This is a genomic window from Campylobacter upsaliensis (genome assembly GCF_900637395.1).
Classification (GTDB): domain Bacteria; phylum Campylobacterota; class Campylobacteria; order Campylobacterales; family Campylobacteraceae; genus Campylobacter_D; species Campylobacter_D upsaliensis.
Genome location: NZ_LR134372.1, coordinates 1,237,662 through 1,250,151 on the forward strand (window position 1 = coordinate 1,237,662; position 12,490 = coordinate 1,250,151).

Below are 12,490 nucleotides of genomic sequence, written 5' to 3' on the forward strand. Positions count from 1 at the left end.
TGTCATTTTACTTTAGCACAAAGGTTTCGCTTTGAAAAAAGATAATTTTCTCGCCTTTAGCATTTTTGCCATTAGTTCGGTTTTTTTTATGATTTGGGGTTTTAATTATGTTGCCTCTCATCAAGTTATACTTTTTATCCTTGCCTCTATCTTTGGTATTTTTATGGCATTTAATATAGGTGGTAATGATGTAGCAAATTCCTTTGGAACGAGCGTTGGAGCTAAGACGGTTACCATTAAACAAGCCTTAATTATCGCCGCAGTTTTTGAACTAAGTGGAGCGATTTTTGCAGGAGGAGAGGTAACTAAAACAATAAGAAGCGGTATAGTCAATTTTCCAAGCTCACTTGATCCTATGCTTTTTGTCGCCATTATGTTAGCTGCACTTTTAAGCTCGGGGCTTTGGATTTTTATAGCAACTAAAAGAGGGTTACCTGTTTCAACCACACATAGCATAGTGGGCGGCATAGTTGGAGCTAGCATTATGATGGGACTTTTGGAATTTGATGGCACTCAAACCTTAGCTATGGTGAAGTGGAGTGAAATTTTAAGAATAGCCATAAGTTGGATTGCTTCGCCACTTTTAGGCGGTTTGGTCGCTTACATCATCTATTCTTACATAGATAAAAAAATTTTAAAGCCTGCTAAAAATTTAAATGAAGACATCAAAGAGCTTAAAAAAGCAAAAAAACAATTTAAAGAAGAATTTTTTAATGAGCTTAGAAAAAAAAGCGATGAAGAGCAAATTAGAGAGCTTAGTATCATAGCCTTAGATGATGATGAAAGTTTTTATAAAAATAAAATTAAAGAATTTAAAGAAAAAGAAAAAGCCATTGATATTTATGGAATTTTAAAAACCCATATGCCAATTATGGCTTGTTTAGGGACTATGGTTATTGCTTCAATGTTTTTGTTTAAGGGCTTAAATAATGTCAGCACCTTAGATGTTTTGCAGAATTTTTGGATCGTGGGAATTTTAGGCACAATTAGTTATGTCGTTACCTTTGCGGTTGTAAGCATAGTGAAAAAAACGGAACTTAACAAAACAACCGATAGAATTTTCTCTTGGTTTCAAATTTTTACCGCTTCAAGTTTCGCCTTTTCACACGGAGCAAATGACATTGCTAATGCCATAGGTCCTTTTGCAGCCATTTTAGATGTGCTTAAAACTAATGCCATTAACGCCACCTCTCCTGTGCCTTTTGCCGCTCTTGCTATGTTTGGCGTGTCTTTGGTAATAGGCTTATGGTTCTTAGGAAAAGAAGTTATCACAACAGTTGGTCAAAAACTCGCCTCTATACGCCCTACAACAGGCTTTAGTGCAGAACTTGGTGCTAGCATAGTCATACTCTTAGCCACTCAGCTTGGAATTCCTGTAAGCTCCACACACATTTTAATCGGTGCGGTTTTGGGTATTGGGCTTTATTCTAAAAATGCAAATTGGATTATGATGAAGCCTATAGGCTTGGCGTGGGTTATCACCCTACCAGCAGCAGGCTTAATGGCAGCAGCCGTATTTATGGGCTTTAAAATTGCTTTAGGACTTTAAGCCTTTCTTCATAAAGAGCCATAAGCTCTTTTTTAGCTTTTAAAAGATCATCTGTTAAAAGCTCATAGTGAATTTGTGAGCTTTTTTTATAGCTTTTATCATAATACTCCAAAAGCATAGCAATGAGTTTTTGCCATTGTTCCTTTTTAAAAGCGTCCTCTAAATCTAAACGCAAATTAAGGCTAATATAAGGACTAATTTTTCTTAAAGAGCTGTAAAAATTTACCTCATTCATTTTGCTTTTATAAAGTTTTTCTATACGCTCTATACGCTTTTCTTGCGAAGCAAAACAATGAATTTTGAAGCTTTTTTGCATCGCTTCATAAAGCTTTAGGGGTAGGGTTATAGAGCCTATTTTACGACTTTCGCTTTCTATAAAGGCAAGTTTTGTTTGCATAGAATAAAATAAAGCCTCATCAAAAGCCTTTTGGCTAGGCTGCTTTCCTAAAATATCTCCAAAAGAAGAGCCTAAGTGATTTGCCATTTTTTCTAAATTAATGGAATGCCCTAAAAGCTCCAAAAGCTCCGTTTTTCCACAAGCTGTATTACCACATAGCACAAGTAATTCACATTGCAAAGGTTTTGAAAAAAAGTCGTTTAAATACGCTCTATAAGCCTTAAAGCCACCCCTTAAACGCACAACCCTATATCCTAGCTCACTTAAAATCACCGCCATAGACTTTGAACGCAAACCTCCTCTAGCACAATAAATTCCAACCTTAGCACCGATTCTAAACTTGTCTGTAAAAAGAGGGATATGTTTTGCCATATTGGCACAAATATATTCAGCGCCCTTAGCTTTGGCTTTGGCTTGATTATGCTTATATAAAATGCCTATTTCTTGATGTTCTTCGCTATTTAAGGCGTAAAAATTCAAGGCTTTATTAAGATGAGAGTGAGAGTATTCAAGCGGACTTCTCGCATCAATTAAAGCATCAAATTTTTGCTTTAAAAACTCTGCATAATCAAGCTCTTCTAGCATTAAAAGCCTTAAGTAGTTTGTGATAAATTTTTTCCAAATCCACACCGCAAACCCTCGTTTGTCCTATGGAAGTGATAAAATTCGTATCTCCTATCCAACGCGGCACTAAATGATAATGGCAATGCGGTGCTATACCAGCACCAGCAGCTACGCTTAAATTCATACCTATATTAACCCCACTCGCTTTTAAGTGTTCTTTTAAAATTTGCACTCCCTCTCTCACAAAAAGACTCATTTCCACCCACACTTCTTCGCTTAAATTCTCTATATGTTCTTCGTGTTTATAAGGGATAACCATAAAATGCCCCGGCGTATAAGGATAGCGATTCATCACGCCAAAACAATGTTTTGCCCTAAAAAGTATGCCAAGCTCTTTATCTTTTTGAAGTTCACTTACACATAGGCAAAAGGGACATTGCTCACTTTTATCATTTAAATACTCGCTTCTCCAAGGTGCGTAAAGATGCTCCATTAATCCTCACATAAGGCTTTAAGAGCCTTACCCTCATCATTTTGTCTCATAAAATATTCACCGATTAAAAAAGCATCAACGCCTATTTTTTGAAGTTCTTTCAAAAATTCCTTATCTTCTAAACCACTTTCTGCGACGATGATTTTAGAATTTGGAATTTGAGGGATAAGCTTCTCGCAAAGACTCATATCCATAGTAAAATCGTCCAAATTTCTATGATTAATCCCGATAATATCAGCTCCAGCTAAAATCGCTTTTGTTAAATCTTCTTTATTGTGAATCTCCACTAAGGCTTCAAGTCCCAAATGCCTACTAAATTCCAAAAGTGCCTTAAGCTCTTTTGTGCTTAACATTTTTGCGATTAAAAGCACAAAATCCGCCCCATAAACCAAAGCTTCTAAAATTTGATACTCATCGAAAATAAAATCCTTTCTAAGCAAAGGAATTTGCGTATAACGGCGTATAAGACTAAGATATTCTAAAGAGCCTTTGAAATAAAAAGGCTCCGTTAAAATAGAAAGTGCGGCGGCGGAATTTTTTTCATAATTTAAGGCTATATTTAAAGGGTCAAAATCTTCTCTTAAAATTCCCTTACTAGGACTAGCCTTTTTCACTTCAGCGATGATTTTTATCTCATTACCAACTCTTTTTAACGCCTTGCAAACATCTTTTGGAAAAAAGGGATTAGCCGCTAAAGAGCGTCCAAGCATATCGTAAGGTAGGGTAAATTTGCGCTTTTCTAATTCTTCTTTTGTTTTTAAAAAAATTTCATCTAATATCATTTAAACAAGCCCTTATCGCTTTTTGATGCTCTTTGCTTTCACTCGAATTTGCGAATTCTTTATCCACAAAAGTCTTTTCTAAAAGCCCCCAAGCCTTTTTGCAATCTTTTAATTTATAATAGCCCCACGCCAAAGAGTCTAAATAATAAAAATTATTCGGCTCTTTTTGAAGAGCAAGCTCCACAAATTCCATGCCCTTTTTAACATCTAAGTCATAATCAATCAGCAAATAACCATAATAATTTAAATAAAGAGGGGAATTCTCTTTTGTCATCGCTTTTTCAAATTTTTTAGCCACACTTTTAGCGACCTCTAAACTAGGCTTTGTATTAAAACTAGCTTCTTCAAATTCAAATACCGCCGCACGAAGCAAATGCTCCTTATCTCCATTTTTTTCATAAAGCTTTAGGCTTAATTCTTTTGCCTTGTCAAAACGCTTTAAATTTTGTAATAAAAAAACCTTAAGTTCATCGTCTAAGTCATACTGAAAGGCTAAATCTAGGGCTTTTTGCCTTTGATTTTGCTTGATATAAATTTCAATCAAAGCGAGTAAAAAATTCTCATTAAAGCTTAATTCATAAAGCTCTAAATAAAGACTTTCAAGCTCTTTATAATTTCTCTCATCTAAATAAATTTTTGATAAAAATACACAAGTTTTTAAAGTGCAGCTTTGCTTTTGACGCATATCAATAAGAAATTTCTTCATACCTTTAATGTCATTTAAAAGCGTGTAAATTCCTATCATTTTTAATGCCATTGCTTCATTTGGTAGTTGCTTATAGGCGATTTTATAATATTTTAAGGCTTCTTTGAGCTGATTTTTTCTTAGTAAAATATCTCCATAAAGCTCGTAATTTCCGGGATAATCATCATTTTTTAAAAGCTCAAGAGTTAATTTCTGTGCCCTTGCTAAGTCCATATTTGAAAGAGAGTAAAGCACACTTAAACGCTTGATGTTAGGATTTGTTTGAAGAAATTTTTGTGCCTTTTCATTAAGTTCTTTTGTTTTGCTCAAATTATGCGTTAGACTTAAAAAGAAAGCCTGCTCTAAAAATTTAGCCTCGCCATTTTTTTCATACAAATTTAAGTAAATGTCTCTAGCACACTCAAATTCGCCATAATATTCACACACAAAAGCTTTCATTAAATCCTTATCAAGCGTATTTTCCATCACAGGTTTAAATTCTGCTTCAATGTGATGATTCTTACCCGCACAAGCTCCTAAAAAAAGACAGGCGATTAAGATAAATAAGTAATTCCTATACATTCTTTTTCCAATTCCTTTTTATGTGTTTTAAAATAGTCCCAAAAGGGAAAGGTTTTACATTGCGTAGGACGCAAAGCATAAATGGAACAATTTCTCCTCTTTGTATCAAAAAAAATACAAGCAAACCCATCCTCAAATTTCTTTTCTTTTAAGCTAAATTTAAAGCCAACCTTTCTTAAAAAACGCTCCCTAAATTCTAATTCGTCAAGCTTAAAATGCTCTCTTAAAAGTCTAATTTCTTCTTGATTAACAAAAATATTACCACTTTCTCCCGTGCAGCATTTACCCCCGCAACTTTCGCATTTACTTTCATCAAAGCTATATTTAAAGCCCTCTTTTAAAATCATAACTTTCAATCCTAAATTTCGTGTTAAGCTCTCTCATTTCCTTGCTTAAAATTCCTTCCTCATAGACAAATAAGGGTGAACTTATTTCGCAAAGACTTTTTGCACTTTTAGCTACTTTTACTAAAATAAGCCTTGCTTTAACACCCTTTTTGCTATGAATAAAGCGAATTTTAGTCATTTTTAGCTTGTATTTCTCTAAAATCACACAAATTTCACTCAAAGCCAAAGCCTCGTAACAAAAATAAAACACTCCACGCGGAGCAAGTAAAGAATTAACGCCCCTAACCAAATCCTCAAGCGGTAAAAAAGAAGCACTTTTACTCATACTTTTATGTAAATTCGTGCTTTTTTGCGCTTCTTGCCTATAAAAAGGAGGGTTACAAACGATGCAGTCAAATCGCTTTTCACTTTTAAATTCTTTAAAATCTTTATGTAAAATTTCCGCTTCAAAATTATTTTGCTTTAAATTTTCTTGAATTAGCATAATATTTTCTTTTTGAAGCTCCAATAAAGAAAGCTTTAAATTTGTGTTAAAACTTTTAAGTAAAATCCCTATAATCCCACAGCCAGCACCTACATCTAAAAGTGTTTTTTGATTTAATTTATCCTCTAAAACAAAAGCACTTAAGAGTAAGGAATCACTATTATAACGATAAGCATTTGAAAATTGAAAGAATTTTAAAATTTGCATTGTAACCTTGTGGTGGTGGAGACGAGGGGAATTGAACCCCTGTCCAAAAATAGCCCAAAAAAGACCTCTACATACTTAGCAAAGATGACTCTTTCATCAAATTCCGCTCATCTTCCAAAACTTAAGAACTTGACTAGACTAAACTTCGCTTTAAGGTGCGTCAAGCCTTAAAACTACACTACCAAAAATGACTAAAACTTAAGCTAGATAGTATCGCTCAAGCTCTAGGCTCAACTGAACTTACGCAACTTTAGCGTAAGCAGGAGCAAATTTCGCGTTGTTTGCGTTTAATTTTATTTAGGCTTTTTACGCTTTGCCCAAAGCGGTATGCCATCCTAGTCAAACTACTCCTGTCGAAGCCAGGTCGTCCCCATTATTTAGAAATAACATTTGGAACATTAACAATTAAAGGATTAAAAATAGCTAAAACAGAGGCGTCATTTTCATAACTTCTACAATATTTCTCAAACTGATCGCCAAGCAAAAGCATCCAGTCCATAAATTCCTCACTCGCAGGTCCCTCAAAACGCTTTGCCTGTGCCATCATCTCCTCACAAAACACACAAAGATCCGTTACCTCATCTAAGCTCAGTCTCCTCGCAGCCCAAGCGGTATTATGTGCTAGAGTTTCAAGCTCACTTATAGCTTCTTTATATTTCATCTTATCACTTCCAAGTTTTATAATCAAAGGCTCAAACCCATCGCACATCTTGCGAAAAAATTCCAAAAATTTCTCCACTTCATCGACATCATATTCAAGTTCTAATTTCGTCAAAATTCCCATAATATTATTCTAACTCCAAATCAAACATTTTGAAATTATAACAAATGTTTTAAAATGAGAAAAACATCTTTGAATTCTCAAATTAATTATATCAATCTTGATTTATTGATACAATTTTAATACACTTCTTCTCAAAATAAAATCAGAGGTATGTATGCAAATCTCACAAATTTTTATGGGATATTTTCTCTGCTATTTTATAAAACTCTCTTTGTTGTTTTAAATAATTTATTGACTATGATGGAAAATTTTTATGAGTTATGTAGACTTCATCATTTTTATACTCACTTTACTTTGCATTTATATCCGTCCTTTTAATTTGCCTTTGTGGGTGTATAGCTCTCTTGGGGCGGCACTTTGCTTGGGATTTGGGGTTGTGAGTTTGAGCGATGTGGCGTTTGTGTGGGGTATAGTGTGGGATAGCACCTTTAGCCTTGTTGGGCTTATTATTTTTGCATTATCTTTAGAAAAGCTTGGATTTTTTGAAGTTTTAGCCCATTACACGCTAAGGCTTTCTACACATAAGCAAACCTTGCATTTACAAACTTGGAAATTTTTTGTCTTTATAGGTGTGCTTACAAGTGTGTTAGCGACATTTTTTTCTAATGATGGAGCGATTTTAATCCTAACGCCTCTAATCATCGCACTTTTAACCCATATCAAAAATGTCAAATTCTCACGCTCTCCGCTTATCATCTTTTTACTATTTGTAGGATTTATGAGCGATTTTGCTTCAAATACATTTATCTTTTCAAATCTCACAAACATCATCACCGCAGATTTTTTTACAATCAAATTTATCGATTTCGCTTTAACTATGGCATTACCACAGCTTTTTGTCATTTTTGCTACCCTTGTGTTATTTTGGATTTTATTTACACGCAAACTCCCAAAAACGCTAGAGTTTAAAGTGCATACACAAGCTTTGCCAAAGCCTAGTATTACGTTATTTTGTTTTGCCTTAATCTTACTTTTGCTCTTTGGCATTATTAGCGGGGAGAAATTTGGCATTGCTCTTTGTGTTTTCACGCTAGGCGTGGCATTTTTAAGCACGCTGTGTGGAATCCTAACGCACAAAATTACGCTCACACAAATGCTCAAACTTGCCCCTTTAGGCATTGTAACTTTTAGCTTGGGGTTATTTATCGTGGTATTTGGGCTAAATAATATGGGGCTTGTTGGCTTACTAGCTGAAGGGCTTAAGCGTTTTGATACCCTGCCATTGTTCGCACAAATCTTTAGCGTAGGTATATCTTCAAGTCTTGGCTCTAGTGTGATAAATAATTTGCCTATGGTCCTGCTAGGAGATTTAGTATTGCAAGATTCTAGTAACGCACTTATTTTTGCTCATTTACTAGGCTGCAATGTCGGGGCAAAGCTTACTCCCATTGGCTCACTAGCAACTTTGCTTTGGCTTTTTAGCCTTAAACGCTACGGAATTAGCATTAGCTTTTTGCAATATATGCTCGTAGCTTTGCTTATCGTGCCTTTTGTGCTTTTTTTCGGACTTTTGGGACTTTGGCTTTGTGCGATGATGTAATAATATTTTAAAATATTTCTATATTAGTTTTTATTTAAACAAAGAATAAATAAATTTTTATCTAATTCTTATCATATTTGCTTTATATTGGTACAATCTTGGTTTTGTATATTTGATAAGGATAATTGATGAAGACAAGGGCATTTTTATTATCAGTTGCGGTGGCACAAAGTTTGTATGCGATGAATGTAGATAAGAATAATTTTTATACGAGAGATTATTTAGACTTTGGACAGAATTTAGGGCAATTTACTCCCGGAGCGACTAATCTTAGCATTATCAAAAAAGACGGCTCAAAGGTCGCTTTGCCTGATTTACCCTTTCCTGATTTTTCTAAATTTAATGGTGCAAATAAGACTTCAGTTGGTGGAGCTTATATGGCTTCAGCAAAACATATCGTGCATCCAAATGGCAGACCAATAGTTTTAGATTCAAACATTAAGCTTGGCGATTCATCATATGCCGATAAGCAAGTTACAACATACGCAAACGACTCAGCATATACAAGAGTGAATAAATTTATCGTAGAGGGGGGCTATAAGGTTATAAGCTTTAATGATTTGAAAAAAAATGCAGCAAATTATATGACTCATTATAAAGATGAAGAACGCATTATTATATATAGAAGCGGTGATGGGATTATGAGTTTCCAGCATTGGGATGGTAGCCCTAATGCTAAAGAGATGGTAAGAACAGGAGCTAGAGCAGGGAACTTATTTTATATCAAGCCAAGTGATATTGGTAGCAATCAATTGGTTGTAAGACCAAATGGCAATCATTATGGACCTCTTAAGGGTGTTATTAACTCAGGAGATAGCGGAAGCCCTATTTTTGTCTTTAATAAAACAACGCAAGAATGGGAAATTGTAGGGACTACTCACGGCGGAACACCGAGTGGTCAAAAAGTTGCAAACACTTTTTGGGCTATTACTGATCCCAATCAGCTTGATAGTTTTAAAAAACAATTTGAAAAAGAAAGAGTTGCAAATGGTGGGACATATCAAAACGAACAAAATAAAGACAGCGTATATAACGATAGTGGAACGATAACTATAAATGACGCAGTAAATCAAGGCATAGGGGGAATAATCTTAAGGGGGGATAATAAGACACTAGAAATTAGTGGTAGTGGCTCTTTTGCTGGGGCTGGGATCGATATAGTAGAAGAAAATTCTAAGGTTGTGTGGAACACAGGAGTTAGTGGCGATTTACACAAAATCGGCAAGGGCGAACTCGAAGTAACAAAGCAAACAAATGGTAAATTGCGTATGGGGGAGGGTGTCGTTAGACTCAAGGCTGAAAATAGCTTTAGCGAAGTGCATTTGGCTAATAGAGATGGTAGATTGATTATTGATAACGATAAAGCGACTGATTATAATAAATTAAATTTTGGTAAAAGTGGAGGAATACTTGATTTAAACGGACATAGCGTGAGTATGAGTGGGGTTAAGGCTTATAATTCAAATGCTATGATTACAAATGAAAATAAAAATCAAATTTCTACCCTTAATCTTAATAATTCGAATAAAACAATTATACACGCAAATATTAGTGGGAATACAAATATCCAAATAGGAAATTCTACGCTAAGTGCGAAAAATAATGCGAGTCCAACAAATAGAGAAATTATCTTTGACGGAGGATTTGACATCGGCACTTTAAATGGGAGTAATCAGCATATTGTTTTACAAGGTAAGCCTGTGCCACACGCGACTTGGAAGGGAGGCTGTGCGCAACCTGCCTTTTTGGGTATTTGTGAGGTGGGACATTATATTGATAAATATGATAGAAACAAAGCTAATCAAATGGGTCAAGGACATAAAGTTATCAATCAAACCGTAACTTTTAACCAGCCTGACTGGATACAAAGAGGATATAAGGGAAATATCACACTTGATAATGGCTCTAAGCTTTTCATTGAAAGAAATGCTAATGTTAGTGGGGACATTACGCTAAATAATGGCTCAACTCTCACTCTTAATAGCAAAACCCTTTATATCGATAGTGGCGATAGTAAGTCTTTACAACAGAGCATACAAAGTCAAAGCCTTAGCGCCGATGTGAAAGATACTATCACTTATCAAGGAAATTTAAAGGCTAGTCAAGGCTCTACTATCACTTCGCAAGGCATTAAGCAATTTAGCGCAAGTGTGGATTTAAATAAGGCTACTTTAACAGCTAGTAATGATGAAATTACGCTTTTAGAAAGGGGCTTGAAGCTAGAAAATGAAGCAAAACTTACAGCAAAATCTTTACATATCAAAGATACAAACAATGCTATTTCAGTCGATGAGAAATCACAACTTAGCATTGATGAGTTAAAAATAGAAAACAGCACCGTATCCTTAAACACTCAAAATAAAAATTTAGGTAAAACAATTAATGTCAATAGTTCAACCCTAAATGTCGCTGATGGTTCAAAAATCCCTCAAAATGTGAATTTAAAGGCTTCTACCCTAGCTTTTGATAATCTTAATTCCACTTTTTCACTCAATGGCTCTAAGTTTGATGACACTTCACGCTTAAGAGCTAAGAATCTAAGCCATAAGCAAAATGATAATATTACTTGGAAAGATAACAATGTAAAGCACATTGACATAACGGAAGCTTTAAAGTTAAGTGATGTGGGTAGTGGTGTGGGAGATAAGAAATTTTTAGCGCTTAAGCTTGAAGATATGCAAATGAAATTTGAAAAAGATGGTGAAGTTCTTGTTTCTTTTGCTAAAGATTTAAATAAAGATAGCGTTGAAATAGGGCGTGAGTATGATATGCTCTTGCTTAAAAAGCTTATAACGCAAGATAATTTTTTAGTGCGTTTTGAAGGACAGGATAGCAATAGTAAGGTTCAAGCCCTCGCTACTAAGACAGACACAGGCATAAAACTAAGCTTTACAAAGGACAATCAAGTCAATGCTAATGATATAATGAATACTATCGGCAATCGTGCTAATTATCATCAACTTTTTTTACTTAATGACTTAATTGCCGCAAATCCAAATCACCCATTGGTTTTAGATGTAGCTTTTAACAGAAATAATACGAGTGCTATTAATAGAATTGTTGCAAGAATTCAAAAGGTTGATGATGATGCTAAAGATATTGCGAAAACCCTAAGTCAAAGTGCAAATTTACAGCAAATCAATCATCATAATAAAATCACAAGTAAGAGAATTAATTCTATTAAAATCAATAATCTAAGAGCAAGCAATGAAATCGGCTCTTATTTATACGCCTCACTTGCAAGTGATGTGCCTTTGGTTTATCCTATGAGTAACGATTATTTGGCTAATAATATGTGGATAAACACTGGAGGCGGATACTTTGAGGGAAGTGGGTATTTAAAATATTTTAACACCAATATAGGCTATGATAGGCAGTTTAGCTTCGATGAAAATGATATGATTTTAGGTGCTTTTGTAAGTTTTGGTAGAAGCTATGCTGATAATGGTGGTTATAATGATAATGTAAATAATTACGGCTTTGGCTTATATAGTGCTTTAACTCACAATGCTCACGAACTGCAAGTAAATGCTAATTATATTATAGGCAAAAGTAAAAAATATAATGATTTGGCTACAGCTAAGATGACGGATTATAGTTTTGGCGTAAGTGGGATTTACAAATATGCCTTTGAACTAAATGAAAATCAAGCCATTAAGCCTATTTTGGGGCTTGAGTATGTTGTTAATCAAATGGCAGGATATACGCTTGATATTATGAAAATTGCGGATTATGATTACCGCGCGTTAAATGGAATTTTGGGTGCTGAATATGCTTATATAAATGAAAATTTATTTTTTAGTGCAGGAATATCTGGTAAAAAGGCTATTCATAGTAGCAATGATAAAATTCGCATAGGAATTGACGGCTCAAATCGCTTTATAGGATATGATTTACAAGGTGATAAGGTAACTTATAATCTTGATTTAATGACAGATTATAAAATTAATAATGCTTTAACACTAGGAATTAATGCCAATTTTCAAACAACCTTTAGAGGTGAAAGTGGTGCAAGTGGATTATTTAAGGCGGAATATCATTTTTAATTTATAACGCGAGTATCAAAAATTCGTTAT

Annotated in this window: 10 protein-coding genes and 1 other RNA gene; 3 read left to right on the forward strand and 8 right to left on the reverse strand. The window is 34.5% G+C overall.

Annotated elements, in window-relative coordinates; translation table 11 throughout:
• Positions 1-31: 31 nt before the first annotated feature.
• A complete protein-coding gene (locus EL158_RS06210) occupies positions 32-1,549 on the forward strand; it encodes an inorganic phosphate transporter (RefSeq protein ID WP_027303616.1) in 1,518 nt (505 codons plus the stop codon).
• On the opposite strand, the gene mnmH is transcribed toward EL158_RS06210, so the two are convergent.
• The 8 genes from mnmH to EL158_RS06250 all read right to left on the reverse strand — a co-directional run bounded on the left by mnmH (position 1,527) and on the right by EL158_RS06250 (position 6,874).
• On the reverse strand, positions 1,527-2,531 hold the full coding sequence (gene mnmH / locus EL158_RS06215; RefSeq protein WP_027303617.1) for a tRNA 2-selenouridine(34) synthase MnmH: 1,005 nt from the start codon (positions 2,529-2,531) through the stop codon (positions 1,527-1,529). The two genes, EL158_RS06210 and mnmH, sit on opposite strands and share 23 nt — an antisense overlap.
• Positions 2,515-3,003, reverse strand: a complete 489-nt coding sequence (locus tag EL158_RS06220) for an HIT family protein (protein ID WP_027303618.1) — start codon at positions 3,001-3,003, stop codon at positions 2,515-2,517. Before EL158_RS06220 ends, mnmH begins: the two co-directional genes overlap by 17 nt.
• Positions 3,003-3,785, reverse strand: a complete 783-nt coding sequence (gene trpC, locus EL158_RS06225) for an indole-3-glycerol phosphate synthase TrpC (protein WP_027303619.1) — start codon at positions 3,783-3,785, stop codon at positions 3,003-3,005. Before trpC ends, EL158_RS06220 begins: the two co-directional genes overlap by 1 nt.
• Positions 3,772-5,052 (reverse strand): tetratricopeptide repeat protein, encoded by a 1,281-nt coding sequence (locus EL158_RS06230; RefSeq protein WP_027303620.1) that lies wholly within the window; start codon positions 5,050-5,052, stop codon positions 3,772-3,774. Before EL158_RS06230 ends, trpC begins: the two co-directional genes overlap by 14 nt.
• Positions 5,025-5,399 (reverse strand): YkgJ family cysteine cluster protein, encoded by a 375-nt coding sequence (locus tag EL158_RS06235; RefSeq protein WP_027303621.1) that lies wholly within the window; start codon positions 5,397-5,399, stop codon positions 5,025-5,027. The genes EL158_RS06230 and EL158_RS06235 overlap by 28 nt, the downstream gene beginning before the upstream one ends.
• On the reverse strand, positions 5,377-6,090 hold the full coding sequence (locus EL158_RS06240) for a tRNA1(Val) (adenine(37)-N6)-methyltransferase (protein WP_027303622.1): 714 nt from the start codon (positions 6,088-6,090) through the stop codon (positions 5,377-5,379). The genes EL158_RS06235 and EL158_RS06240 overlap by 23 nt, the downstream gene beginning before the upstream one ends.
• Positions 6,091-6,103: 13 nt before the next feature.
• Positions 6,104-6,462: a transfer-messenger RNA gene (gene ssrA / locus EL158_RS06245) on the reverse strand.
• A 1-nt stretch (position 6,463) separates the two neighbouring features.
• Complete coding sequence (locus EL158_RS06250) at positions 6,464-6,874, reverse strand: histidine phosphotransferase (protein WP_027303623.1); 411 nt, start codon at positions 6,872-6,874, stop codon at positions 6,464-6,466.
• A 253-nt stretch (positions 6,875-7,127) separates the two neighbouring features.
• Here EL158_RS06250 and EL158_RS06255 point away from each other — a divergent pair, with 253 nt between their 5' ends.
• Together EL158_RS06255 and EL158_RS06260 are read left to right on the forward strand one after the other, a co-directional pair.
• A complete protein-coding gene (locus tag EL158_RS06255; RefSeq protein WP_027303624.1) occupies positions 7,128-8,414 on the forward strand; it encodes an arsenic transporter in 1,287 nt (428 codons plus the stop codon).
• A gap of 128 nt (positions 8,415-8,542) precedes the next feature.
• Entirely contained in the window at positions 8,543-12,460 is a 3,918-nt protein-coding gene (locus tag EL158_RS06260) for a S6 family peptidase (RefSeq protein WP_027303625.1), read from the forward strand.
• Positions 12,461-12,490: the final 30 nt, after the last annotated feature.